Source organism: Streptomyces sp. NPDC096013 (assembly GCF_044763565.1).
Classification (GTDB): Bacteria; Actinomycetota; Actinomycetes; order Streptomycetales; family Streptomycetaceae; genus Streptomyces.
Map to the genome: position 1 here is coordinate 55997 of NZ_JBIWGK010000006.1, position 25670 is coordinate 81666.

23 protein-coding genes are annotated in these 25670 nt (G+C 72.1%); 12 read left to right on the forward strand and 11 right to left on the reverse strand.

The annotated features are described in order from the left end of the window. The first annotated feature begins 147 nt into the window (after positions 1 to 147). The 3 genes from ACIRB1_RS21065 to ACIRB1_RS21075 all read left to right on the forward strand — a co-directional run bounded on the left by ACIRB1_RS21065 (position 148) and on the right by ACIRB1_RS21075 (position 3868). Positions 148 to 1329 (forward strand): serine hydrolase domain-containing protein, encoded by a 1182-nt coding sequence (locus ACIRB1_RS21065; protein WP_403466547.1) that lies wholly within the window; start codon positions 148 to 150, stop codon positions 1327 to 1329. Positions 1330 to 1778: 449 nt separating this feature from the next. After that, positions 1779 to 2456 (forward strand): response regulator transcription factor, encoded by a 678-nt coding sequence (locus ACIRB1_RS21070; protein ID WP_352180034.1) that lies wholly within the window; start codon positions 1779 to 1781, stop codon positions 2454 to 2456. Between the two features lie 29 nt (positions 2457 to 2485). Further along, positions 2486 to 3868, forward strand: coding sequence for a sensor histidine kinase (locus ACIRB1_RS21075; protein ID WP_403466548.1), 1383 nt, complete (start codon positions 2486 to 2488; stop codon positions 3866 to 3868). Between the two features lie 592 nt (positions 3869 to 4460). Here the strand turns inward: ACIRB1_RS21075 and ACIRB1_RS21080 are convergent. Continuing rightward, entirely contained in the window at positions 4461 to 5252 is a 792-nt protein-coding gene (locus ACIRB1_RS21080; protein ID WP_352180032.1) for a hypothetical protein, read from the reverse strand. 403 nt (positions 5253 to 5655) lie between these two features. On the opposite strand from ACIRB1_RS21080, the gene ACIRB1_RS21085 reads away from it, so the two are divergent. Then, a complete protein-coding gene (locus ACIRB1_RS21085; RefSeq protein ID WP_403466549.1) occupies positions 5656 to 6498 on the forward strand; it encodes an alpha/beta fold hydrolase in 843 nt (280 codons plus the stop codon). Positions 6499 to 6759: 261 nt separating this feature from the next. After that, positions 6760 to 7224 (forward strand): hypothetical protein, encoded by a 465-nt coding sequence (locus ACIRB1_RS21090; protein WP_403466550.1) that lies wholly within the window; start codon positions 6760 to 6762, stop codon positions 7222 to 7224. A gap of 34 nt (positions 7225 to 7258) precedes the next feature. Here ACIRB1_RS21090 and ACIRB1_RS21095 read toward each other — a convergent pair whose 3' ends face one another. Beyond that, positions 7259 to 8098, reverse strand: coding sequence for an SDR family oxidoreductase (locus ACIRB1_RS21095; RefSeq protein WP_403466551.1), 840 nt, complete (start codon positions 8096 to 8098; stop codon positions 7259 to 7261). Between the two features lie 92 nt (positions 8099 to 8190). Here ACIRB1_RS21095 and ACIRB1_RS21100 point away from each other — a divergent pair, with 92 nt between their 5' ends. Beyond that, positions 8191 to 8568, forward strand: a complete 378-nt coding sequence (locus ACIRB1_RS21100; RefSeq protein ID WP_403466552.1) for a winged helix-turn-helix transcriptional regulator — start codon at positions 8191 to 8193, stop codon at positions 8566 to 8568. 19 nt (positions 8569 to 8587) lie between these two features. On the opposite strand, the gene ACIRB1_RS21105 is transcribed toward ACIRB1_RS21100, so the two are convergent. Next, on the reverse strand, positions 8588 to 9508 hold the full coding sequence (locus ACIRB1_RS21105) for an alpha/beta hydrolase (protein ID WP_403466553.1): 921 nt from the start codon (positions 9506 to 9508) through the stop codon (positions 8588 to 8590). Positions 9509 to 9589: 81 nt separating this feature from the next. Here ACIRB1_RS21105 and ACIRB1_RS21110 point away from each other — a divergent pair, with 81 nt between their 5' ends. Together ACIRB1_RS21110 and ACIRB1_RS21115 are read left to right on the forward strand one after the other, a co-directional pair. Continuing rightward, a complete protein-coding gene (locus ACIRB1_RS21110) occupies positions 9590 to 10066 on the forward strand; it encodes a MarR family winged helix-turn-helix transcriptional regulator (RefSeq protein WP_403466554.1) in 477 nt (158 codons plus the stop codon). 258 nt (positions 10067 to 10324) lie between these two features. Continuing rightward, positions 10325 to 11716 carry an alpha/beta fold hydrolase gene (locus ACIRB1_RS21115; RefSeq protein WP_403466556.1) on the forward strand — a complete coding sequence of 464 codons (1392 nt, stop codon included), beginning with the start codon at positions 10325 to 10327 and terminating at the stop codon, positions 11714 to 11716. A gap of 20 nt (positions 11717 to 11736) precedes the next feature. Here the strand turns inward: ACIRB1_RS21115 and ACIRB1_RS21120 are convergent, their stop codons facing one another. The 7 genes from ACIRB1_RS21120 to ACIRB1_RS21150 form a co-directional block, all read right to left on the reverse strand. Beyond that, positions 11737 to 12936 carry a cytochrome P450 gene (locus ACIRB1_RS21120; RefSeq protein ID WP_403466557.1) on the reverse strand — a complete coding sequence of 400 codons (1200 nt, stop codon included), beginning with the start codon at positions 12934 to 12936 and terminating at the stop codon, positions 11737 to 11739. Beyond that, positions 12933 to 13694 (reverse strand): ferredoxin, encoded by a 762-nt coding sequence (locus ACIRB1_RS21125; RefSeq protein WP_403466558.1) that lies wholly within the window; start codon positions 13692 to 13694, stop codon positions 12933 to 12935. Before ACIRB1_RS21125 ends, ACIRB1_RS21120 begins: the two co-directional genes overlap by 4 nt. A gap of 60 nt (positions 13695 to 13754) precedes the next feature. Beyond that, positions 13755 to 14750 (reverse strand): 3-oxoacyl-ACP synthase III family protein, encoded by a 996-nt coding sequence (locus ACIRB1_RS21130; protein WP_403466559.1) that lies wholly within the window; start codon positions 14748 to 14750, stop codon positions 13755 to 13757. 113 nt (positions 14751 to 14863) lie between these two features. Continuing rightward, entirely contained in the window at positions 14864 to 16099 is a 1236-nt protein-coding gene (locus tag ACIRB1_RS21135; RefSeq protein WP_403466560.1) for a beta-ketoacyl-[acyl-carrier-protein] synthase family protein, read from the reverse strand. Then, positions 16099 to 16332, reverse strand: a complete 234-nt coding sequence (locus tag ACIRB1_RS21140) for a phosphopantetheine-binding protein (RefSeq protein WP_352180020.1) — start codon at positions 16330 to 16332, stop codon at positions 16099 to 16101. The genes ACIRB1_RS21135 and ACIRB1_RS21140 overlap by 1 nt, the downstream gene beginning before the upstream one ends. A gap of 306 nt (positions 16333 to 16638) precedes the next feature. Beyond that, on the reverse strand, positions 16639 to 17730 hold the full coding sequence (locus ACIRB1_RS21145) for a beta-ketoacyl-ACP synthase 3 (protein ID WP_403466561.1): 1092 nt from the start codon (positions 17728 to 17730) through the stop codon (positions 16639 to 16641). A gap of 233 nt (positions 17731 to 17963) precedes the next feature. Continuing rightward, positions 17964 to 19058: a saccharopine dehydrogenase family protein gene (locus ACIRB1_RS21150; RefSeq protein ID WP_403466562.1), complete on the reverse strand. Its 1095-nt coding sequence runs from the start codon at positions 19056 to 19058 to the stop codon at positions 17964 to 17966. Between the two features lie 70 nt (positions 19059 to 19128). Between ACIRB1_RS21150 and ACIRB1_RS21155 the strand changes: the two genes are divergently transcribed. Next, positions 19129 to 20112, forward strand: a complete 984-nt coding sequence (locus ACIRB1_RS21155; RefSeq protein ID WP_403466563.1) for a helix-turn-helix domain-containing protein — start codon at positions 19129 to 19131, stop codon at positions 20110 to 20112. 27 nt (positions 20113 to 20139) lie between these two features. Next, positions 20140 to 20505: an antibiotic biosynthesis monooxygenase gene (locus ACIRB1_RS21160; RefSeq protein WP_352180016.1), complete on the forward strand. Its 366-nt coding sequence runs from the start codon at positions 20140 to 20142 to the stop codon at positions 20503 to 20505. 15 nt (positions 20506 to 20520) lie between these two features. On the opposite strand, the gene ACIRB1_RS21165 is transcribed toward ACIRB1_RS21160, so the two are convergent. Further along, positions 20521 to 23082, reverse strand: a complete 2562-nt coding sequence (locus tag ACIRB1_RS21165; protein WP_403466564.1) for a hypothetical protein — start codon at positions 23080 to 23082, stop codon at positions 20521 to 20523. A gap of 185 nt (positions 23083 to 23267) precedes the next feature. On the opposite strand from ACIRB1_RS21165, the gene ACIRB1_RS21170 reads away from it, so the two are divergent. Next, on the forward strand, positions 23268 to 24401 hold the full coding sequence (locus ACIRB1_RS21170; RefSeq protein ID WP_403466565.1) for an acyltransferase family protein: 1134 nt from the start codon (positions 23268 to 23270) through the stop codon (positions 24399 to 24401). Between the two features lie 189 nt (positions 24402 to 24590). Beyond that, positions 24591 to 25496 carry a calcium-binding protein gene (locus tag ACIRB1_RS21175; RefSeq protein WP_352180013.1) on the forward strand — a complete coding sequence of 302 codons (906 nt, stop codon included), beginning with the start codon at positions 24591 to 24593 and terminating at the stop codon, positions 25494 to 25496. Positions 25497 to 25670 lie beyond the last annotated feature (174 nt).

The window sequence follows — 25670 nt, forward strand, 5'->3', positions numbered from 1 at the left end:
GTACAGCAGGCTGTACGGCGGACCGGCCCGTGCGCTGGATCGATCACGGCGTGCCGTCTTCCTAGGTTGGTGAACACACCGAGAGTCCGGAGCGCCTGAGCACCGGAGCCCGGAGCCTCGGACCACCAACTCCAGCGGAGGCAGCTCATGTTGATGCACCGTCACCTCATTGCCCTGTCCGCCCTGGCCGCGCTGACCGCCGTAGGGCTGGGTCTGGCGACGCCCATGGCGAGCGCCACGGAGTCCCGGCACCGAAGCACGCTCCAGCAGAGCGTGGACGCCATCGAGAAGACCGGAACCGTCGCCGTCGTGGCCCAGTCGACGGGTCCGCACGGCCGGCGGTACGCCACCACCGGGGTCTCCGACACCGCGACCGGCCGGGCGGCCCGGGTCACCGACAAGTTCCGGATCGCCAGCAGCACCAAGGCGTTCGTGTCGACGGTGATGCTCCAACTGGTCGGCGAGGGACGGGTGTCACTGGACGACACGGTCGAACACTGGCTGCCCGGCCTGGTGGACGGCAACGGGAACGACGGAAACGCCATCACCGTACGGCAGTTGCTGAACCACACCAGCGGACTGTTCAACTACACGGCGGACTTCCCGGTGCTCACGACGGCGGCGGGCTTCGAGGCCGACCGCTACACGACGTGGACCCCGCGGCAGCTGGTGGGCATCGCGCTGCGGCACGCCCCGGAGTTCGCGCCGGGCACGCGGTGGGAGTACTCCAACACCAACTACATCGTCGCCGGGATGATCATCCAGAAGGCGACGGGCCACACCTGGCAGCAGGAGGTGACCCGGCGGATCATCCGCCCCCTGTCCCTGCGCGACACCTCCGCACCCGACACCTCCGCCCGCATCCCCGGCCAACACCTGCACGGATACTCCGACTTCGGCGAGAGCGGCCCGGTCATCGACGTCACCGACTTCAACCCGTCGGCCGCGGGTTCGGCGGGCGCGATGATCAGCACGACGGGTGACCTGACGCGCTTCTTCTCGGCCCTCCTCGGCGGCAGGCTCCTGCGCCCGGCCCAGCTCGCCGAGATGAAGACGACCGTACGAGCCGCCTCCCTCGACCCCGTCTGGCCCGGCGCCCGCTACGGCCTCGGCCTGATGGAGATCCCCCTGACCTGCGGAGGCGTCTACTACAGCCACGCCGGTGACCTCTCCGGCTACTCCACCCGCGACGGCGTCAGCGCGGACGGCCGCCACGCGGTGGTGCTGGAGGCCACGGGGGACGGGGCGTCCGATCTGTCGACGGAGGTGGCGCAGAACGCGCTGATCGACACGGAGCTGTGCGGGGCCGGGGGGAAGTCGGGGTCCTAGGGGATGTGGGGGTGCTCGGGGATGTGGGGGTCCTCGGGGAGGTCGGGGTCGTAGGGGATGTAGGGGTAGCCGGGACCGTCGGGGCCCCAGGGGATATCAGGGGCCTAGGGGTAGCCGGGGCCGTAGGGGAGGTCGGGGTCGTAGGGGATGTCAGGGCCCCAGGGGATTTCGGGGTCCTAGGGGGACGGGTTCGGCGGGCGGCGCCCAGTGTTTGGGGGCGCCGCCCGCCGCGTTCGGCTGCGCTGTGCCACCGGCTCGATGACGCCCTTCGCGGGTCACCGCAAGGGCGTCATGGAGGTGCGACGGTGCTGGCGGCTGAACCGGCGGCTGAACCGGCGGCTGCCTGAACGCATCCTGCGTGCCGCGGGGCGCCGTCTTCGTCTACAGTTCGGCAGACCGTCTACATGACTGTAGTCACCATGGTCACGGCAGTCAGCACAGGGAGGACCATGCGCCCGGCCATCCTGGTCGTCGAGGACGATCACACCCTGCGGGACGTGCTGATGCGCGGGCTGCGCGACGAGGACTTCGACACCGTGCCCGCGCCGGACGGGGCGACCGCGCTGCGGCTGGCCGGAGCGGGCATCGCCGCCGCCGTGCTCGACATCGGGCTGCCCGACGCGGATGGGCGGGACGTGTGCCAGGCGATGCGGGCGAACGGCTTCCGCTCCCCCGTCGTCTTCCTGACCGCCCAACACCGCCTGCACGACCGGCTGTCAGGGTTCTCGGCGGGCGGCGACGACTATCTCACCAAGCCGTTCCATCTCGTCGAACTCGCGGCCCGGCTGCGGGCGGCGCTGCAACGGACCGCGCGTCCGCCCGCCGCGCCGGAGGAAGAGATGCAGGAGGGAGACCTGGTCCTGGACGCCGTCCGGCACGCGGTCGGCGTCCGGGACACCCGGGTCGGGCTGACCCCGACCGAGTTCCGCCTGCTGGCCGCGCTCATGGCGGCGTCGGGCGGGCTCGTGGGCCGCCGCGAACTGGTCCGCGCGGCCTGGCCCGAGGGCGCGCGCGTCCACGACAACACCCTCGACCAGTACCTGACCCGCCTCCGCCGCAAACTCCGCGAGGCGGGCAGCACCCGCACGATCGGCACGGCACGCGGGATCGGGCACCGCCTGTCATGAGCGGCGCCCGCCCGGGCCCACTCGGCACCGTGACCGCCCTCTCCCGTCGACCGGCGCCCCGCATCCTCCGCGCGCTCCCCCAGCGCCTCACCCCCCGCACCCTCCGCGGCCGTCTCTCCCTCGTCGCGCTCACCACCGCCGCCCTGCTGATGCTCGTCCTCACCGTCGCCTTCAACTCCGTCGCCGGGCACCGGCTTCAGCACCAGGCGGACGACGAGCTGCGCACCCGGGCCGCCGCCGTCGCCACGACCGTGGACACCGGCGGACCGGCCGTCCGCGTCCTGGAGACCTCGCACGACGCCCTCCTCGACGCCAACGCGTGGATCTACGACGGACGCCGGCTGCTGGAGGGCCCGCCGGGCGACGGCCCCGTGAACCGGGTCGCGGACGCGCTCGCCGCGCGGAGCGGACAGCACTGCGTCACCGCCGACCTGCACGGCCCCCTGCGACTGTGCTCCCAGCCGGTGCCCGGCGGGCGGAGCGCGGCCACCGTGGTCACCGCGCTGGACCTGTCCCCGTACCGGAGTTCGGCCCACACCCTGCTCATGGGCTCGCTCGCGCTGGACGCGATCATGCTCGCCTGCGCCTACGGCCTGACCCGGCTCGCGGTCGGCCGTGCGCTGCGGCCCGTGCGGACGATGACCGAGCAGGCCGCGCTGTGGAGCGCCGTGGCGTCCGGGGAACGGTTCGGCGGCATGCGGCAACCGGCCGAACTCGCCGCGCTCGGGGCGTCGTTGGACTCCATACTCGACCGCATCCGGTCCGTCCTGCGCCACGAACGGCAGCTCACCGGGGAGCTGTCGCACGAGCTGCGCACCCCGCTGAGCCGGATCGTCGCCGAACTCGACTGGTGGCGGACGCGCCCACGCACCGCCGACCAGACCCGCGCCACCCACCAGATCATCGGGGACGCCGCCGAGTCCATGCGGACCATCTGCGACACCCTCCTGGCCGACGCCCGCGAGGACACCCCGACCGCTCCGGGCAGCGCGGAGGTCCTGCCCACACTGCACCGGCTCGTCGAACTCCTGGATGTGCCAAGCCACTTGACGGTCGTCGTCGACGGACCGCCGCTGACGGCGGGCATCCCGCCCGCCCGCCTCGAACGCATCGTCAGCCCGCTCCTCACCAACGCCTGCCGCTACGCCCGCACCACCGTCACCCTCCGCGCGCACCGCGCACCCGACGGCCTACGCCTCGACGTCCTCGACGACGGGCCCGGCGTACCCCCCGCGTTCACAGGGCAGCTCTTCGAACCCGGCCGCCGCGCAGACCCCGGCGACGGCCATACCGGCGCGGGCCTGGGGCTACCCCTGGCCCGCCGCCTGGCCCGCTCGGCGGGCGGCGAGGTCTCCTACGACCCCGGGCACACACCCGGAGCCCGATTCGTGATCACCCTGCCGACGGGGTAGCGGCGCCACCGTCGGGCGGCACCGGGGAGCACCCCGTCGCAGCGCCCGGCGAAGCGCCCGGCCGTGACGCGGCCCCGAACTCCCTGGCTCTGTACGGCGGATGGCCCGCACGGGCCGCTCGGGCCAGGCGGACCGGTTGGGCCGGGCGGACCGGTTGGGCCGGGCGGACCGGTTGGGCCGGGCGGACCGAACGAGCCGGGAGGACCTGTTGGACCGGCTGGACCGGTTGGACCGGACGAGCCGGTTGGACCAGGCGGACCGGACAAGCCAGTTGGGCAGGGCGGGACGAACGGGCCGGGCGGACCGGTTGCTCCGCGAGGGCCGGTTGAACCGGGAGGACCCGGAGGACCCGGAGGACCCAGAGGACCGGGCGGACCGGGCGGACCGGGCGGACCGGGCGGACCGGGCGGACCGGTTGAGCCATACGAGCCGGTTGCGCCGCGCGGGCCGGTTGGGCCAGGCGAGCCGGGCGGACCGGTTGGGCCAGGCGGACCTGGCGGGCCGGTTGGGCCGGGCGGGCCGGAGAAGTCGGGTGGGCCGGGCCGGCCGGACAGGTCGGTTGGGCCGGGTGGGCCGACGTCGTGCCGCCGTGTCACACCGTGGCGTCCCGCCGTACGTCCTTGCCCGAGGCCGCCAGGTATCCGACGAAGCCGAGGATCGCCACCGTCCAGGCGGCCGTGACCGGGCCGAGGCCCATCGCGAGCCCGCCCCGGGCGTGGCTGAGGGCCATCCAGTCGGCGACGGAGGCGCCGAGCGGGCGGGTGATGACGTAGGCGGACCAGAAGGCGAGGACCGCGCCCATCCGGCCCGAACGGTGGGCTACGGCGGGGACGGCGATCGCGACGGCGTACAGGACCGCGGAGCCGAGGTAGCCGAGGCCGATCGTGGCGGTGAGGTCACCCGCGGCGGTGCCGAGCGCGAAGGTGGCGAGGACGGCGGCCCAGTAGAAGGTCTCGCGGCGGCGGGTGGTGATGCTGTGGATGGACAGGGTGCGCTCGCTCGCGTACCAGAGCGCGAAGACGGCGGCCAGCGCGATCATGAAGAACGGCGTGGAGAGGGCGTACGGCACCCCGAGCCCGACGTGCAGCACGTCCGCGGCCATCGTGCCGAAGACGCTGACCATGACGATCGCCGTCCAGTAGATCCAGGCGACGTAGCGGCGGGCGGCGAACTGGACCACCAGCGCCGCCACGAAAGCGAGCCCGCCGAGACCGACCGCCGGGATCGGGCCGAACATGTGGGCGAGGAAGTCGGAGGCCGTCTCGCCCATGCCGGTGGTCAGCACCTTGATGATCCAGAAGTAGACGGTCACCTCCGGAACCTTGCTCGCCGCGTGCGGGATGCGGCGCGGAGGCCGGTTGTGGGTGAGGTGATCTGTCGTCATGGCGGCACCCTGACACGATCTCCAACCCTGCCCCCAGCCCCCTTTGCCAGAGTTTTTACGCTTCCGGTGCATGAATTGCCCAAGGCCCGCACGGACCTGAAAGCAACCTGAACGGGACCACGGAAGCGCTGGTCAGCGGCGCGTGCGGGGTGCTATCTGCGCCCGCGGACCGCCTCTGCCGTCCGAGTCGGCCCGGCCAACCTCCCCTAGGGGACAAGCAACTCCACCTGACTCCACCCCACCTCCTCCACCCACTCCGCCCACTCCGCACGGTCGCCCGGAGTACAGAACACGCAACTCTCATCATGAGAGTGGACTTGCATAAAGAGAGCCGACCCCCTACCTTCATGAGAGCCAGCTCTCAGCACGCGAGAACACGAGAACAAGCGACAAGGACCCCACCATGACCACGCCTGCCTCCAGCCCCGCATCCACCCCGGCCTCCACCCGCACTGTCGCCCTCCCCGGCGGCCTCTCGGTCACCGTCCAGGAGTTCGGCGAGAACACCGAGGGCACCGGCGTCCTGGTGCTGCACGGCGGCGCCGGCCCGCGCACGGTGGCCGGCATCTCCGCGGCCCTGTCCGAGCACGTCTACGTCGTGGCGCCGACCCACCCCGGTTTCGACGGCACGCCCCGCCCGGACCGCTTCGACTCGATCGCCGACCTGGCCATCGCCTACCTGGACCTGCTCGACGCGCTGGACATCAAGGACGTCATGGTGATCGGCAACTCGGTCGGCGGCTGGATCGCGGCGGAGATGGCCCTCCGCGACAACAAGGGCCGCATCGGCGCCCTGACCCTCCTGAACGCGGTCGGCATCCACGCCCACATGGTCGAGAACCGTGTCGTCGACCCGCGCACCATGGCCCCGGCCGACATCAGCCAACTCTCCTTCGCCAAGGCCGAGTTCCGCCCGGACTTCACCTCCTTCACCGACGCCCAGCGAGCCACCACCGCCGCCAACCAGCAGACCCTCGCGATCTACGGCGGCGACCACTTCACCTACGACCCGAAGCTCCGCGCCCGCCTCCACCGCGTGACCGTCCCCGTCCTGGTCGTCTGGGGCGAGGAGGACGGCATAGCCCCCCTCAAGTACGGCCGCGGCTACGCCGACGCCTTCCCGAACAGCACGTTCGCCCCCATCCCGGACGCGGCCCACTTCCCCCAGATCGAGGCGCTCGGCGCGACGCTGGGAGCGATCGGCGAATTCGTGAGCACGGTGGTGAAGCCGGGGTCGACGGACTGAAGTTGCTCCAGCCGCACGACCGAGGCCCGGGTCATCGACCTGGGCCTCGCCGTCCTGAACGGGCGGACGAGCGGGCCCCGTCGGAACTCCCCTGTCGGAACTCGTTCATCCGCAGACGCCGGGACGCCACGCCACACCACGCTCGCCACGCTCGCCCACAACTTCGCCTCCCCGTACCGCATTTGAGCGGCACAGAGGGTCAGGTCCACAAGGTTGGTCATACGGCGTGCCACGGCAGTCGGCGCGTGATCAGCTTGTGGCGTGGAGACCATCATCGCCAGTGGCATAGCCGTCCTGGGGACTCTGCTCGGTTCGGGGATCACGCTGGCGTTCCAGCAGCGCACCACCGACCGGAGCCACGAGTTCGCGCGCCGCGAGAAACTCCGGCAGGAGCGACTCGACGCCTACTCCGTCTACGCCGGGGCGCTGCTCAACTACCGCCGCTGCCTGGTCCACCTCTGGTTCTGCGAGCACGAACAGCCACCACCGGAGGACGCCGACGCCGTCCGCATCCGGGCGTACGACCTGCGTTCCCACGCCCAAGAGGCCCTGTTCCGGGTGCAGATGCTCACGGATGACGAGGCGCTGAGCAGGACCGCGGAGGACGTCCTCGCCGACATCACCGTGCTGCCCAAGGCCGCCGACCAGGTCGAGTTCGACGCGCTCAGGGCGCGAACTCGCGATGCCATCAGCCGACTTGTCGGTCAGGGCAAGCAACACCTCTGAGGCGTACGCCGGACAAGGAGCGCGCCGACCCCTCTCACCGGAACGCCCCCACATTGCGCTCCGCCCACTCGGCGAACGAACGCGGTGCTCGCCCCAACACCCTTTCCACGTCGGGGCTGATGTGGAGTTCGGCCGGGGTGGGGGCGCCGAGGATGGCGAGGGTGTCTTCGGCCAGCTCTGGGGGCATGGCCTGGGACAAGGCGGACTTGGCCTCGGCTCGGGTGAGGTCGTGGAAGTGGACCGGGGTGCCCAGGGCGGCGGCGATGGCGTTCGTCTGGGCGCGCGGGGTGATCACCTCCGGGCCGGTCAACTCGCACGTCTTGCCGGTGTGTTGGTCGGTCAGCAGGCAGGCCGCCGCCACCTCGGCGATGTCCACGGGGTCGATGATCGGTAGGCCTACGTCGCCGAAGGGCGCGGCCACGACTCGTTGGGTGCGGACGGACTCGGACCACCACAGGGCGTTGGAGGCGAAGCCGCCGGGGCGGAGGATGGTCCACTCCAGGGTGGAGTCCCGTAGGACGTCCTCCAGGGCGCGCATCGCTACGCGGGTCGCACCGAAGGGCCTGGTCGAGACGCCCTGGGTGGAGAGGAGGACGACGCGCCGGACTCCGGCACTGTCGGCCGCGCGAATGATGTCGGCGGGGTTGGAATCAGGGGCGTGCAGGTCGCCGGAGAGCAGGAGGAACAGTGCCTTCGCTCCGGTCAATGTGTCTGTCAGGCTTGCCGGTTGGGCCAGGTCGGCGACCACGTGGCGGACGCCGTCCGGCACGGTTGCCGTGTGCCTGGACACCGCCGTCACCTCCTGGCCCGCCTCCGCCAACACCCTGGTCAGCGGCCTGCCGATGTTGCCGGTGGCCCCGGTCACCACGATCATGTTCAGCTCCTTGTCGCCCGTACTTCTGTGGGCCTCACGCTAGGAGCCGGGCTAACTTTCGGTAAGGACATACCCCGAGGTAAGCTCCCGACGTGACTGAAGGCTTCCAGCGCAGACAGGTCGAGGCCGGGGCTCGGTATGAGGTGTTTCACACCGACTGCCTCGCGCGGGACATGGTCGACCACGTCACCAGCCGGTGGGGGATCTGGGTGCTGATCTCCCTGCGCCGCAACAGCCTCCGCTTCTTCGAACTGCGGGAGAGCATCCAGGGGATCAGCGAGAAGATGCTCGCCCAGACCCTGCGCGCCCTGCTCGCCGACGGCCTGATCTGGCGCGAGGTCGAGCCGACCACCCCACCCCAAGTCACCTACGGCCTCACCGAGTTCGGGCGCGACGTCGGCGAACCGCTGTCGGAGCTCTTCGACCGGATCACCCGGCGCCTGTCGGAGCGGGACGCGCAGAACACCTAGGGCCTGCGGCTCGCTGCACCTACAGCCCGCCGCCCCGGATGCGCTGACCGATGAAGAACGCGGCCCGGTCCAGCGCCTCGTCCGCCTCGTCCAGGACGCCCGCGAAGGCCTGGAAGACGTGCGGGACGTCGGCGGTGATGTCCAGGACGACGTCCACCCCGGCCTCCCTGGCGCGCGTGGCCATGCGGGTGGAGTCGTCCAGGAGAACTTCGTTGGTGCCCGCCTGTAGAAGCATCGGGGGGAGGCCGGTCAGGTCGGCGGAGACGGCGGGGCTGAGCAGGGGGTGGTGGGGGTCCTGTCCCGCGCGGTACATCGCGCCGGTGTACTCCAGGCCCTCGCGGGTGAAGTACGGGTCGGCGCCCGCCTTGGTGTCCATGCTCTCGCCGGTGCGGGTCGCGTCGAGGCCGGCGGAGAACGCGACGATCGCGGCGGGCAGGGGCAGGCCCGCGTCGCGGGCGGTGAGGCAGGTGGTGACCGCGAGGCCGCCGCCCGCGGAGTCGCCGGCGACCACGATCGTCGTAGGGTCCTCGCCGCTGTCGAGAAGTGCGCGGTACGCGCTCAGGCCGTCGTCGATCGCGGCCGGGAACGGGTGCTCGGGGGCGAGCCGGTAGTCCAGCGAGTACGACCTGAACCCGGTGCGGGTCACCAGGTTCCCCGTAAGGGACATCGCCGTCTCCGGTGAGCCGACCACGTAGGAGCCGCCGTGGAAGTAGAGGATCGTGCCGGATCGCCGGGTGCCGGTCGGTTCGACCAGCAGGGCGGGGCGGTCGCCGAGGGTCGTGGTGCGCGTGTCGAGCCCGGCCGGGACGAGCATCTCGGCCATCAACACCCGGAATCCGGCCCGGAGTTCCTCCACCGACGCCGGGGCCTCCGGTTCGGCGCCCGCTGGCCGGGGCCGCCGTACCATCGCGTCGATCTTCGCGCGCTGCTGCCTGCTCATGGTCGCCTCCGTCGCACGTACAGCCCAAGAACCGCATGCCCAGGAATTACCTTCCTGGGCATGTAGATTAGACTATATGCCATGGCATCCAAGTCAAGCCGTGACCCGGTCGACCTCCCGGGCTTCTTCTCCGACCTCGTCCGCTGCGAGACCCGCCTCTACAACGCGCTCAACGACCGCCTCCGCGAGCGGCACGGGATCGTCACCTCGCAGTACGAGTCCCTGCGCTTCCTGCGCGACCACCCCGGGTCCCGGGTCGCGGACCTCGCCACCGAGTTCGCCATCGGCATCGGCGCGAGCAGCAAGGCGGTCGACCGGCTGGAGAAGCAGGGGTGGGTCGTACGGCGGACCAATCCGTCGGATCGCCGCTCGTCACTGCTGGACCTGACCGCCGCGGGGCGGCACCTCGTCGAGGCGGCGGAGGGCACCTTCACCACGACCCTGACCGAGCTGACCGCGGACATCCTCGTCGGCTCGTCGGGAACGGCCGCCGTGCAGGTTCTCTCAGAACTCCGGGCCACCCTCGAACGCCACCAGGTCGGGCTGCCTACGGGCTGATCGGCGCGCCCGCCCTGTGCGACCGCCCGTTCCGATGGCGAGCGAGACGGCGGCCGAGTGACCGGCTGACTGACATTCAGTCACATTACCTAACCGTAACCTACCGACGGGTATCACGAGTAACTTACCCGTAGGTAAGTTCAAGACGAACCACTTCCCCAGCGGCGCCGGCGCACCCGTGGGACGCGGGTGCGCCGGCGTGCCGCCGCTTCCTGCCGGCCGCTTCACAGGAGGTTCGTCATGCCCACCCCACCTGTCATGACCACCACATCAGCCGAGCCCACCCCCTCTGCCGGGCCCGCACGCCAACGGCGCCTGCTCGGCGCCTCGTTGACCATCGCCGTCTGCCTCACCGCCCAGGCCGTCGCCCTCACCAGCGCCACCGCCGCGACCGACGCATCCCCCTCCGCCACGGCCGACGTCGTGTCCCGGGGTGTCACCATCCCCGAGTTCTACGACCCGCCCGCCACCCTCCCCGCCGCCGACGGCGCCCTCGTCCGCAGCGAGCCGCTCCCCCTCGCGCTGAGCCTGCCGGGGCTCGACGGCTCCACGCTGCCCGGCACCGCGACCCGCCTGATGTACAAGTCCACGGACTCGAACGGGCAGCCCGTCGCCGTCACCGGCGCCTACATCGAGCCGTCCGCCGACTGGTCGGGCAGCGGTCCGCGCCCCCTCGTCGCGGTCGCCCCCGGCACCCTGGGACAGGGCGACCAGTGCTCCGCGTCGATGGGGCTCGAACACCCGCTGTCCCTCAACAGCCAGACCGTGACCGTGGGTTATGAGGATCTGGCGATCTACCGGCTCCTCGCCAGGGGCGTCGCCGTCGTCGTCACCGACTATGTCGGGCTGGGTGCGACCGACCGGCTGCACACCTATGTCAACCGGATCGACGAGGCGCACGCGGTGCTGGACGCGGTGCGTGCCGCGCGGTCGGTCGGCGGGGCCTCGGTCACCGCCGGATCGCCGGTCGGGCTCTACGGCTACAGCCAGGGCGGCGGGGCGACCGCGGCCGCCGCCGAACTCCAGGCGTCCTACGCCCCCGACGTCACCCTCGCCGGGACCTACGCCGGTGCCCCGCCCGCCGATCTGACCTCCGTCACCAAGGCCATCGACGGCAGCGAACTCGCGGGCGCGCTGGGCTGGTCGCTCAACGGGTTCCTACAGTCCGACCCGTCCCTGAGGCCGCTCGCCGAGGCGCATCTCAACGACGCCGGGAAGGCCGCGCTCACCGACCTGTCGACCATGTGCGTCGGCGACGCGCTGTTCGGCTACGCCTATACGAAGAGCACCAGGTGGACCACGGACGGGGAGTCCCTGAGCGAGATCATCGCGTCAACTCCCGCGCTCCAGAGGTTCCTCGACAGTCAGCGCATCGGCACGACGAAGCCGTCGGGCCCGGTCCGGCTCGCCACCGGCGTCAGCGACAACCTCGTCCCGCACGCCCAGGCCCGCCAACTCGCCCTCGACTGGTGCGCGAAGGGCGCCGACGTCACGTACAAGCCCGTCGTCCTGCCCAGTGTCGGCAGCGCGCTCCTCAACCACTTCGCGCCGCTGCTCACCGACCAGGGCGCCGCCATCTCCTGGCTCACCGACCGTCTCGCCGGCAAGGCCACGACCTCCAACTGCTGGACCATGCCGGTACAGCCCTGACCGGCCGGCCTCGACCCGAACTAGGCCCAGGTCACCGGGAGTTCCCGCAGCCCGTACACGATCGCGTCCTGGTTGTACGTGAGCCGGTCCGCCGGAACGGCCAGGCGCAGGGCGGGCAGGCGGCGGAGCAACGTGGTCAAGATGATCTGGAGTTCCACCCGGGCCAGGGTCTGGCCCAGGCACTGGTGGACGCCGTAGCCGAAGGCGAGGTGGCGGCGGGCGTCGCGGGTGAGGTCGAAGTCGGCGCCGGACGCGAAGAGTCGCTCGTCGCGGTTGGCCGTGGACAGCATGCAGATCACGCCCTCGCCCGCCGGGATCGTCACCTCGCCCACCCGCACGGTCTCGGTCGCCGCCCGGCCGAGACCGAGGTGGATGATCGTGAGGTGCCGGAGAAGTTCTTCCACGGCCCCGCGCACCAACTCCGGTTGCGCGCGCAGGAGTTCCGCCTGGTCGGGGCGGCGGAGCAGGGCCAGCACGCTGACGGCGGTCATGTTCGCGGTCGACTCGTGCCCGGTGACCAGCAGCAGGAAGCCGAGTGACGCGGTCTCCTGGTCGGTGAGGTCGTCCCGGGCGACGAGCCGGCTGAGGATGTCGTCACCGGGCTCGCGCCGCTTCCGCTCCGCCAACTCGGCCAGATAGCCCATGAGTTCGGCGTGCGCCCGCTCCGCCTCCGGGCGGCTGGTGCGGTTGTCGAGAAGGGTGCGGCTGAGCGACTGGAACAGGTCGTGGTCCTCGTACGGCACCCCGAGCATCAGGCAGATGACCAGCGACGGGATCGGCAGCGCGAAGTCCGCCACCAGGTCGGCCGACTCGCGCCCCTCGGTCATGCGGTCCACGGCGCGGTCGACGATGGCCTGGATGCCGGGGCGCAGTTCCTCGATCCGCCTGACCAGGAAGTCCTTGGTGACCATGCGGCGCAGCCGGGCGTGCTCGGGGTCGTCCATGCGGATGAAACTCGGCTTGGCGGTGGCCAGTTCGCGCTGCCCGGCGGAGAGGAACGGGAAGCCCGGGGTGCGCGCGTCCGCGCTGAAGCGGGCGTCGGCCAGCACGGCACGGACCTCGTCGTAGCCGGTGACCAGCCAGCACGCGGTGCCGTCCGGGAGCGTGGCGCGGGAGACGGCGGCCTCGCGGGCGGCGGCGGTGTAGGCGGGCGGCGGGTCGAAGGGACACCTCCCGTAGGGGGCGGGGAGGGTGAGGGCGGGCAGCGTGGTGGCGGTCATGAGTGGGCGGTCTCCTCGTGGTCGACGAGTGTGATGGCGCCGCTCGGGCACAGGTCGGCGGCGAAGCGCACCTCGTCGGCGTAGCGCGCGTCCGGGTCCGGGACGAGCAGGGTGACCCGGCCGTCCGACGCGTCCTGCTCGAACACCTCGGGCGCCACGTCCACGCACTGGCCCGCGCCGCGGCAGCGGTCCCGTTCCAGGAGCACGGTGAGCGAGGGCTGCCGGTCGGAGGGGGTGCGGAGGGTGTTGAGCGTCGTGCACATGGTGGCGGTCTGGCCGGCCAGGACCAGGAGTTCGACGAGTTGCTCGGGGGTGAGGGAGCGGGCCAGTCGGTCCCACAGGCCGCCGGGGATCGGGGAGTTGGCGGCCAGCAGGTCGGCCGCCTCCAGGAGGGCGCGGTCCTCCGGCTGCCAGGGGTGGACGGCCAGGTCGGCCGCCGTCGCGTCGATCTCCACGCCCGTCAGCCCGGCTTCCTCGGCCGGGACGCGGTGGCGCCCGTGGACGTAGGGCGCGTCGAGCCGGTGCGCGACCCGCAGCACGATCAGCTCGCGTCTTCGATGGCCGAGGGTGCCCTCGTGGGTGAGGACACGGGCGAGGGAGAGCCAGGCGTGGGCGAGGACGGGGTGGTGGGCGAGCGTGCCGAACAGGTTCTCCCGGCCGGGACCGTCCTGGCGGGAGTCGGCGAGCAACGACCGCAGGACCGGGGGCCATTGGGCGGGCGGGAGGGGAGGGATGCGCGGGGTGCGGGTCGCGGTCATGTGGCTCTCACCTTCTTGCGGTGCCGGAGTCTGGGGAACTGTCGTGGTTGCCGGGCACCTTCACCAGCGGCACACGACCACCCCCGCGCTCGCCCCGCTCGCGAAGCCGAACATGCCCACCAGATCGCCGCGTTGGAGGCGTCCGCTGTCGAGGGCGGCGGCGAGCTGGAGCGGGATGGTGTTGGTCGCGACGTTGCCGTGGGTGGGGAAGGTGGCCAGGATGCGGCCCGGGTCCACGCCCACCCAGTCGCAGACGACCTTGGTGAACGGCACCGACGGCTGGTGCACACAGACGAGGTCGAGGTCGTCGCCCTCGACGCCCAACTCCCGCAGCGCGCCCCGCACTTTGCCGGGCAGCCCGTCGAATGACCCGACCAACTCGGCCGAGTCGATGCGGAGATGGCCGAGTGTGCGGTGCTGCGCGTACGGGTTGGGGAGGGTCGCCGCGCGCCAGCCCCAGGAGTTGGCGAAGAACCGGGAGCCGAGGATGCCGGGCCGCTCCCCCGCCTCCACCAGCAGCGCCGAGCCCATGTCGCCGGTGCTGAGGCTGGGCAGCGCGGTCGACAGGTCGGCGGGGTCGTCCAGTTCCCAGCGGCTCTCCCGGGTGCTCACCTCGGCGGTGGTCACCAGCACCCGCCGGTACTGGCCGCTCCGGATGAACGCGTCGGCGACCTCCAGCGCGTTGAGGACGCCGTTGCACGCGTTCTTCAGGTCGAACACCGGGCAGCCCAGGCCGAGTTTGTCGGCGACGACATGGGCGGTCGCCGGCTCCTCCATGTCGGCGAGGATTCCGGCGTAGAGCAGCAGGTCGACGGCGCCCGGGTCGGTGCCGGTGTCCGCGAACAGGCGCCGGGCCGCGTGGGCGGCCAGGTCGGAGGGCTGCTCCAGGTCGTCGGCCACCGTGCGCTCGGCCAGCCCATACATACGCTGGAGCACGCCTCGGGAGAGCGGAACGCCGGGGCTGCCCGCGCGGAACCGGTCCTCCACCGCGGCCACGGTCTGGCGTCCCTCGGGGACGTGGACGGCGGCGTGAACGATCCTGCTGTGAACGGTCATGGGTCCCTCCTCGGTCGTGGTCGTCGGTCCTGGGTCCTGGGTCCTGGGTATCGGCCCCCGGCGATCGGTGATCAGCCCCGGGTGTCAAGTCCCCGGCGTTTGCTCCCCCGTGTTCAGTCCTCGCCGGTGAGGACCAGCACCACGTTGTGGCCGCCGAAGCCGAAGGAGTGGCTGGCGGCGGCCCGGACGCGCTGGGCGCGGGGGCGGCCCGTGACGCAGTCCAGGTCGAAGGGGAGGGCGGCCGGGGTGAGGTTGGCGATCGGCGGGACGGTGGCGCGGTGCACGGTCAGGGCGGTGAGCGCCGCCTCGATCGCACCGGCCGCGCCGAGGCTGTGCCCCAGAACTCCCTTGGCGGCGGTGACACTCGGCCGGTGCGGCAGCACCCGCTGGATCAACTCCGCCTCGGTCAGGTCGTTGAGCGGTGTCGAGGTCCCGTGCGCGTTGACGTGATCGATGTCCCCGGGCCCGAGCCCCGCCTCCGTGAGCGCCGCCCGCAGCGCCGCCTCGGCGTGAACTCCGCCCGGTGCGGGGGCAGTCGGGTGATACGCGTCGGACGTCTGACCGACGCCCGCGAGACGGGCGTAGCGCCGCTGTCCACGGGCGCGGGCGTCCGCCTCGCGTTCCAGGACGAGGATCGCGGCGCCCTCGGAGATGACGAAGCCGTCCCGGTCCGCCGCGAAGGGGCGTGAGGCGGTCTCGGGGGTGTCGACGCGGGACGACAGCGCCCCCATCCGCTGGAACCCGGAGGTGATCACCGGGGTGACGGCCGCCTCCGTACCGCCCGCCACCGCGATGTCGCACAGCCCGGCGAGCAGCAGTCCCCGCGCCACGGCCAGGGCGCTCGCGCCGGAGGCACACGCGCTCTCGGTCGCGAGGGACGGGCCACGGGCGCCGAGGTCCAACAGCACTTCCCCGGCAGCCATGTTGGAGATCAGCATGGGCACCAGCGCGGGCGACACCAGCTCGGGTCCGCCCTGGTGGTGGCGGAGGGTCTGGTCCTCCAGATGCGCGGCTCCGGCGAGCCCCGAACCGATCACCACGGCGACCCGCGCGCCGTCCCATCCGGCCGGGTCGAGTCCGGCGTCGGCGACGGCCTCGCGCGCCGCGAGTACGGCGAGCTGGCTGAACCGGCCCATGCGCCACGCCTTGCCGCCGCCGATCCGGGCCTGCTCCGGGGTCATCAGCGGGGTGCGGCAGGACAAGTCGACGGCGCAGCCCTTGAGTTCGGGGTCGGTGGCGGCGGTGGACCGCCCGCTCAGGACCCCCTGCCAGGTCTCCTCGCGGCCGACCCCGGCCGGGGTGATGAGCCCCAGGCCGGTGACGGAGACGGGAGTGCGGGAGGCCTGCATCACGCGCGCTTGGCGTTCAGCGTGGCGACCAGCTCGCCCACGGTGCTGTGCTTGGCGGCCTCGTCCTCCGCCACCGGAACCCCCAGCGTCTCCTGGAGCGCCAGGGCGAGTTCGGCGAGCGCGAGCGAGTCCAGGTCGAGGCTCTCCAGCGTGGCCTCGGAACGGATGTGCTCGGGGCTGACCTCGAACTTCTCGGTGAGTACGGCGGTCACGGCGGACTGGACGGGGGACATGGGGTTCCTTTCGAGGGGTGGGGTCGGCGGATGGATCGGCGGATGGGAAAAGTGGCTGAATCGGGGGGCTGGATCGGGGGGCTGGATCAGCGGGCGGGATCGGTGGGCGGGCGGATAAACGGACAGCGGAACGAGGTCGTCCGACCTGTTTCGCGCGTATCCGGCGCCGAGTGCCGGGGGGCGGCGTCGCGCCCCGGCACCGGCAAGGGTTCGGGCGGGGTTTCCGGCGAAGGTTCGGGCGGGGTCTCGTGCGGTGCTTCGGACGTGCGGCGGTTCGGGTGTGCGGTGATTCGGACGTGCGGTGTCTCAGGCGACCGGGGTCGCCCGTGGGGCGGGATGATCGAGATCGTCGATCCGGGGTACGGCCGGCAGCTCCGGCCAGACCAGGGCCGCCGAGCCCCAGGTGAGTCCGGCGCCGAAGGCGGTGAGCAACACCCGTTCGCCGGGCCGGAGTTCACCTCGCGACTGGGCGTCGGCGAGGGCCAGCGGGATGGAGGCGGCGCCGGTGTTGCCGACCCGCTCGATGTTGGTGACGTGCCGTTCGCCGGGGACCGGGATGCGGTCGCCGACGGCGGACAGGATCCGGGCGTTCGCCTGATGGGCGCAGAACCGGTCCACATCCTCGGCCGCCCAGTGCGCGCGCTTGAGCACGGTGTGGGCCGACTGGGTCATACGCGAGACCGCGTGCTGGAACACCTCACGTCCCCGCATGCGGAAGTAGCGGTCGTCCGGGCCGTAGTCGGCGGGGCGGGAGCGTTCCCGCGCACCGCCGCCGGGCACCTGGATCAGTTCGTCGCCGGAGCCGTCGCCGCCGAGGTCCAGGGCGAGGACGGCGCCGGGTTCGTCCCGTTCGCCGCGCCGCAGCACGACCGCCCCGGCGCCGTCCCCGAACAGGATTCCGGCGGAACGGTCCTGCGGGTCGAGCAGTGTCGAGTACACCTCGGCCGAGACCAGCAGGACGCGGTCGGCGCACCCCGAGGTCAGGGCGCCGACGGCGGCGGCGAGGCCGTAGACGAAGCCGCTGCACGCGGCGGAGACGTCCCAGGCGGCGATCTCGCCGAGGCCGAGGCGGTTGGCGAGGCGGGGGGCCATGGCGGGCATCGGGCGGTCGGGGGTGGAGGTGGTGACGATCACGGCGTCGACCAGGGGGTCCCCGGCGACGGCGAGTGCGCGGGCGGCGGCCGTCAGGGCGAGGTCGCCGGTGGTGACGCCGGGTGCGGCGCGGCGGCGTTCGCCGATGCCGGTGCGTCTGCGGACCCAGGCGTCGTCGACGTCCCACGCGACGGGCAGGGCGTCGTTCGACACCGCGTCCGGGGGGACGAAACCGGCGAGACCCTCGAGGACGGCCGTCTGCGGCGTCTTCAAGGGCGGGGCTGCGCTGGGCAGTCGGAAGGTCACACACGCCTCGATGGGAAGTGATCTTGGACGAGCGGCACGACTGTAATTCGGATCACGTGGGGGGCGTGGGCGTGACGCGCTTCGAATACGTGCGCAGTTTCGCGCGCTCGTCCGCAAAACCCCAGCTCAGCGACCGAAGTGAGGAAACGTTACGTCTGTTATGCCGTCCCGAGATCACCCGAAAGGGGGCGCTGGGGGCGGCCGTTCGACACACAACCGCCCCCGGGGTCATGTCAGTTCGTGAAGTCGAGCGTCAAGTGCCCCGGCGCCAGCGAGGTGAGGAAGTCGCGCGGGTCCGCGAGGGCACCGGCGGTGACCACCCCGGACGGCCGGTGCGGGTCGGCGAGCACACGGCGGGCCGCCTCCACCACGAGGGGCGCGGTGACGGCGTAGATGTCCTGGCCGGAGGCGACGGCACGGCGGGTCTCGCCGTCGCGGGTCGCCACGACCTCGACGAGGAAGGTCTGCGCGGAGCGCCCGGACTCGTCCACGGCGACGGGCCCTGATGGGTCGGCAGAGCGCAGGTCGTCCACGGCGGACACCGTCATGCAGGTGTCAATGTCCTTTACGGCCAGGTGAGTTGGGATGGTCGCGCTGTCGGCCATGGTGAACTCGCCCACGACGGGCCGGGTTCCGATCGGGTCCGGGAACGTCCAGTCGGCGCGGGGGGCGTCACCGGACCGGGTCCGCAGGCGGCCGTCCGCGTAGAGGATGCGGCCGCCGGAGCGCCGGGCCGACGACACCTGGCCCGTGATCCGCGTGCCGTCGGTGGGGCGCCAGCCGCTGAGGGCGTAGGCGATGCTGATCCTGTCCACGGCGGTGCCCGTGTCCGCGTCTCCGGTCGTCCAGTCGCCGGCCGCCGCCGTCGCGAGGAGGTCGCCGAGGCCGCCGTAGAACGCGACCGCCGGGACGATCAGGCCGCCGGCCGCGCGGGCTCGGTCGCCGTAGGCGGCGAGCGTGTCGAGGACCACCTCGGTCTCCGCCGTGACATCGAGATACGGCACGTGCGCGCGCAGGGCCGCGTCGATCACCGGGGCCGCCGTCGAGGCGAACGGGCCCGCGCAGTTGATCACCGCGGAAGCACCGGCGAGAGCGCGGTCGAGGGAGTCGGGGTCGTCGACCGTGGCCGGGCGGGTCTCCAGGTCCGGGTGCAACTCTCCCAGTGCGGCGAGCCGTTGGGGGGTGCGTCCGGACAGGATCGGTACGAGGCCATGACGCCGGAGTTCCGCGACGACGAAGCGGCCGGTGTGGCCGTAGGCCCCCATGACGGTGACGCGGGCGGGGGTCGCGGGGGTGGCGTGCGGCCGGGTGCGGTGATCGGTGGTCATGGGGCAAGGTTCGCGGTCGGGCGCCCCGCGCTCCAGTGGCCGGAACGACGATGCCCGTACAGTTTCGGACATGGGTACGGACGGAAAGCCCGCGGGACACACGGTGGCCCTGGCCGTCGCGGACGGCACCCCGCTCTTCGAACTCTCCTCCGCCTACGAGGTGTTCGGCGTGGACCGGGGGATCGCCGAGCCCTGGTACGAGCTGACCGTGTGCGGTCCGGCCGCGGCCGGGGTCGGGGGGTGGCTGCGGGCGGACACCCGGCACGGGCTCGACGCGCTGGCCACGGCCCGGACGGTCGTCGTCCCGGCCTGCCACGACGTCGACGAGGAGCCGATGCCCGCGCTGGTGGAGGCGGTTCGGGCGGCGCACGACGCGGGCGCCCGGATCGTCTCGCTCTGCACGGGTGCCTTCGTGCTGGCCGCCGCCGGACTGCTGAACGGGCGGCGCGCCACGACCCACTGGGCGCACACCGACGTCCTGGCCGCCCGCCATCCCGAGGTGCGGGTCGAACCCGACGTGCTCTACGTCGACGAGGGCACCGTGCTCACCTCGGCGGGCAAGTCGGCGGCGATGGACCTGTGCCTGCACGTCGTCCGCACCGATCACGGCGCCGCGGTGGCCAACACGCTCGCCCGCACCCTGGTCGTACCGCCCCACCGGCTGGGCGGGCAGGCGCAGTTCATCCCGGCACCGGTGTCGCACGGCACGCGCGACGGGACGGAACACGTCCTCACGGAGGTGCTGGCCTGGGCGGCGGCCCGCCTCGACGAGCCGCTCACCGTCACCGCTCTCGCCCGGCGCGCGGCGATGAGCCCGCGCACCCTCACCCGCCACTTCCACGCGGTCACCGGCACCAGTCCCCTGCGATGGCTTCTGGCCCAACGGGTCAACCGCGCGCAGGAGTTGCTGGAACGGACCGACCAGGGCATCGACCAGGTCGCCGCCGGCTGCGGGCTGGGCAGCGGGGCGACGTTGCGGCGGCACTTCAACCGGGTTCTGGGGGTGCCGCCGGAGACGTACCGGCGGACCTTCCGGGAGGGTCTGCGGCCCTGAGGACCCACCTGCTGAACAATGGGCCCCATGAGCATCGTCAAGATCAACGTACTCACCGTCCCCGAGGAGCAGCGCGAGACGCTGGAGAAGCGGTTCGTGAACCGGGCCGGGACGGTGGACAGCTCGGACGGGTTCGAGTGGTTCGAGCTGCTGCGTCCCGTCGAGGGCACCGACACCTACCTCGTGTACACGCGCTGGCGTGCCGAGGAGGACTTCCAGAACTGGATGTCCGGCATGGGGGGCCGCGCCGCCCACCGGGGCCCGGCCCAGGAGGGCGGCGCGCAGGGTTCCGCTCAGGATTCCCCGCAGGGTGAGCGGCCCCGGCCCGCCGCCACGGACTCGACGCTGTGGACGTTCGAGGTGGTGCAGCAGGCGGGGCCCAGGGAGAGCTGAGGACCGTGGGGCGGCTCAGGTCCTGACCGTCAGGTAGAGCCAGCCGCCCCAGGTGGTGACGTTGGTGGTGTCCTGCGCGCTCGCCACGTACTCGGTGCGCACCCGGAACTTCTGCCCGACCGCGTTCGTGAGGCTCAGGCGAGTCACCCCGACACTGTCCGGGGTCATGGAGAAGCAGCTGGACGTGGTGAGCGTGTGCCAGGCGCTGTGGACGTACTCCTGGGCCTGGAACCGCATGCACTGCCCGGACTTGGCCGGCGACACCGTGCCGGACACCTGCGGCTTCACCGTGTGGTGGTAGACGCGGTAGGTGACCGTGCCGTACTTGGTGCTGGTGTAGTAGCCGCCCAGCTTCTCCGCGATGCCGACCTGGCCGTGGACGGTACGGGTGGCGGTGGCCGGGGCGTAGCGGTAGTCGCCCGCGAAGGACGCCGTGAACGTCGTGTTGCGGGTGGTCCTGAAGGTCGCCTTCAGGTTGCCCTTGCTGTCCACGGCCGCTGTCTTCACCAGCGTCTTCCTGCCGCCGGCGGGCGTCGCGTAGATCGACACCGTACGGCTGTTGTACGTCGTGCCGAGGTGCGCGGTGACGGTGGCCGTCGCGCCGTAGGCGTACGTCGACGCGTCGCTGGTGACGGAGACGGCCGTCGCGGCGCGGGACACCTGGACGGTCGCCGAGGCCGTGGCTGCCTGGTGCGCGGCGTCGCCCGGGTAGCTCACGGTATAGGTGTCGGCGCCGCCGGTGGTCGGGGTGTCCTTGACGGTGATCCCGCCGTCGGTGCCCACAGGAACCGTCCAGGTGACGGGAGTTGTGGTGTGGGCCGCGTCCTTGCGGGACACGGTGACCGTCTCGCCGGTGGGGTAGGGGCCGTCGCCGAGCGTGCCGCCGAAGGTGAGGGCGGCGGCGCGGGTGGCGGTCGCCGGGGGCTTGAGGGCGAGGGCCGGGGCGTACGGCGCGACCTGCACGGACGCGTCGGCGGCGGTCAGGTCGTGCGTCGCGTCGCCCGCGTAGAAGAGGTGGTACGTGAACCGGCCCGCGCTGTGCGGAGCGTCGGCGACCGTGAACTCCGTCGTCGCCGGATCGACCGCGACGGACGGGAGTTGGACCGTCTGCTGGGTGTCCTCGTCGGTCCGGGACACCTGGACGCTGGTGCCCTGGGGGAGGCTGCCGAGGTGGGACTCGGTGATCAGCGATCCTGTGAAGACGACCGAGTCGGGCGTCGCCGAGCTGAGGTCCGGGCCGGTGATGCCGGTCGACAGCAGTGCCACGTGCACCGTCAGCGAGAGCGTCGCGGGCCGGTGCGTGGCGTCTCCGTCGTACGACACCGTGTACGTGTACGCGCCCGCGTCCGGCCGGGTGTCGCTGACGGAGAACGTGCCGTCCGCGCCGACCACGGCATCCGGCAACTCGGCGCCGTCACGGGTGACATGGAGCTTCGCGCCCGTCGGCAGGAACCCGTCGGTGGTCAGCGAGCCCGCGATCGTGAACTGCTGCGTGGGGACGGCTCGCTGAGATGCCGTCAGCCACACGCGGCTGTCGGTGAGTTTGGCGTCGCCCAGTACGTGGAGGAGGTAGGCGCCCGAGGAGGGGTCCCGCGCGACGGCGTAGAGCGTCGTGCCGTCGCCCGCCCACGCCAGGCCGTCCGGGGCCAGGGTCCGGGACGGGAAGACGTAGTGGTGCTCGGCGGCGGTGGAACCGGCGTAGAGGTACACCTGCCCGTCCGCACCGGCCGATCCGCTGACCGCGATGGTCCCGTCGGTGTCCAGGGCGAGCGCGCCGGGCGCGGAGTTGCCGCCACCGGTGTTGTACACGGCCGGTGCGGCGGAGAGCAGGTCCGAGGTGCGGAAGGCCCGCAGTGCGGGCTGCTGCGGCGCCGCGAGCAGCACCTCGGTGCCGTCGCCGGTGACCTGGAAGCCGGTCGCCGTACCGCCGTAGACAGTCGTGTTCGCCTTGACCGTCGCCGTTCCGGAGGACACGTCGAAGGTGGCCACATGGCTGAGGCTCTGCTGCGGCTCCTCGGCCGCGAGCACGCCGCCGCCCGTCGCGAGCAGCGGCGCTCTCCCCCAACTGGCCATGCCGGACTGGGGTGTTGCGACCGGTGCGGCGGCGGCCGGGTCCACGGACCCGATGCCGCCCCCGCCGTCCGCCGTGTATCCGTACCAGAGCTTCCCGCCCGCCACCGCGACGGAGACGGGCCCGCTGCCGGTGCCGGTCGCGTAGCGCGCGGACTCGGTCAGCGTCGCCGTGTCGATCGCGGCGACCGCGTCACCGTCCGTGAGCGCCGCGTACAGGGTGGCGCCGTCCGGGGACAACGCCAGCCCCGTGGCGCCCTGTTCGCCGGTGAGGGTGGTGACCGGGTCGCCTGCCAGGTCCGTCACCAGGATGCCGGTCGAACCGGCGCCCTGGCTGAAGAAGAGGTGCTGGTGGGCGCTGTCGACCAGCATGTGCGCGTAGTGGGACAGCGGCAGCGCGGCCGTACTGTCGGCCCGGGCGGCGGTGCCGGTGAGGCCGACGGTCGCGGTGGCCAGCCCGGCGACGACCGATATCGCCGCCGTGAGCGAGACCTGCTTGAGGCGCATGAAGCTCCTGTGAGAAGTGTGAACAAGCAGATCGGACGATAACTCCCCGCGCGCACCGGGCTGACCTGCCGGAATTCCATCTCCTGGCAAAACCGTCGCTACGACGTCCTCGCGCGGAGCCCGCCCGCGCCAAAAAAGAGGCGCTCCCGATGTTTGGATCGCCGGGAAGCGGTCAGGCGAGCCGAATGCGTGCTTCTCCCACCGCCTCCACAGGGGGCTCCGCCTCCGCCGGGGCCCTCGGCTCCGCCCGGCCCTCCCCCGCGCCCGCCGCCGTCCCCCCGGCGGAGCGCACCCCGGGAAAGCAACGCGACCCGTTCTTCGACAACGCCAAGTACCTGGCGATCGTGCTGGTGGCGATCGGCCACTCCTGGGAGCCGCTGCGGTCGGGCAGCCGTAGCGTCACCGCGTTGTACACGCTGGTGTACGCGGTGCACATGCCGGCGTTCATCGTGATCTCCGGGTACTTCTCGCGGAGCTTCCGGGCGACGCCGCCGCAGATCCGGCGGCTGCTGGGGGGAGTCGTGGTGCCGTACGTCGTCTTCGAGACGGCGTACACGCTGTACACGCGGTGGACGGACCACCAACCCGACCGCGCCATCAGCCTGTTGGACCCGCTGTATCTGACGTGGTTCCTGGCGGCGCTGTTCGTGTGGCGGCTGACCACGCCGATCTGGAAGCACATACGGCAGCCGCTGCCGGTGGCGCTGGTGATCGCGATGCTGGCGACGCTCTCTCCCTCCATCGGCAACGACCTCGATCTGCAACGGGTGTTGCAGTTCCTGCCGTACTTCGTGCTCGGGCTGTGTCTGAAGCCGGAGCACTTCCAGCTCGTACGGCGGCCCGAGGTACGGCAGTTGGCGGTGCCGGTGTTCGCCGTCGCGCTCGCGGTCGCGTACTGGTCGGTGCCGCGCTTCGACTACTCCTGGTTCTTCCACAACGCGAGCGCCGAGCAACTCGGCGCGCCCGCCTGGCAAGGGCCGCTGATGACGCTGGCCCTGTTCGCCTGCTCGACGCTCCTCGTCGCCTGCTTCCTGGCCTGGGTGCCGCGCCGCCGCACCTGGTTCACCGCGCTGGGCGCGGGCACGCTCTACGGCTATCTGCTGCACGGGTTCGTCGCCCAGGGCGCCAAGTCCTGGGGCTGGTACGACCCTTCGTGGATGCATGGCCCCCTCGGCGAGGTCACGGTGACGGTGGTTGCCGCCGTCGTCGTGACCGCGCTGTGCACCGCGCCGGTGCGGCGGGTGTTCCGGGGCGTGATGGAACCGGAGTTGCGGTGGGCGTTCCGCCGTGCCGCGGACGAACTGGCCCGCACCCCTTAGCGAGGGTTGTGGTGGATCAGCGGGCCAGTTCATGAATTCGCGCTGAATCACGGCTGACACTTCGCGGCGATATGCCACCCGGACGCAAGGACGCACAACCAAGAACAGCGAGGGAGGGTCAGACGATGTGCCGGAATCCGGATTCCTCGTTCTGACCCAACTCCCCATACGTTCCACGGAGGTTGTGCCATGTCTTCTCGTTCCGCCCGTCGCCGTACCCTGCGTTCCGCCGCGGCGCTGACGCTCGCGGCCGGCACCGCGCTGGTCGCCCCGCTGCTCCTCGCCGGTACGGCGGGCGCGGCCACCGCGCCGGCCACCGCCGCGCTCGACTCCGGCGGCCAGCAGGTCGTCTACACCGCCGCCGCGGGCCAGGCCAACAAGGTGGCCGTCACCGCGACCTGGGTGACCGGCACCGGCAACATCACGTACGTCATCGACGACGTGGTCACCATCAAGCCGGGCGCGGGCTGCGCGTACCCCAGCGCCTCGGACCACACCAAGGTCTCCTGCACGGTCACCACGCTGGACAGCCAGGACCCTTACCCCACCCTTCAGTTGACGCTCGGCAACGGCAACGACACGCTCGCCTACCACAACAGGACCGGGCAGACCTACTACTTCGCCTCGGCCAACCTCGGCGCGGGCAACGACAAGGCCACCGACGACGGCAGCGTCGACGGCAACTACATCGCGGGCGGCACCGGCAACGACACCCTCACCCTCGGCAAGTACTCCGTGGGCTGGGGCGACGACGGCAACGACACCCTCAAGGGCGGCGCCGAGACCATCGCGCAGGGCGGCAACGGGAACGACACCATCACGACCTCGGGCGCCGCGGCCGACGGCGGAGCGGGCAACGACGTCATCACCGGTGGCGCGGCCGCCCAGAGCCTGACCGGCGGCGCGGGCAACGACAGGATTCACGGCGGCGCCGGAAACGACTTCATCTACGGCGGCACGGGCAACGACGTCCTCTACGGCGACGCGGGCGCCGACACGATCTACGGCAACTCCGGCAACGACACCCTCTGGGGCGGCGCGGGCACGGACGTCCTGTCGGGCGGGCCGGGCCGCAACGTCGTCCACCAGAACTGACGTAGACAGACGTCCCAGGACCGGCTCAGGGCGTGGTGCGGGACACCACGACCCGGGCCGGTACACGGCGTCGTACCGGGTGGACAGTTCCACGGGGACGGGCACGTCGGCACGGCCGGTCGACGTGACCCGGGCGGCGCCCTCCCGGCGGCCTCCCCCGTGACAAACTCCTTT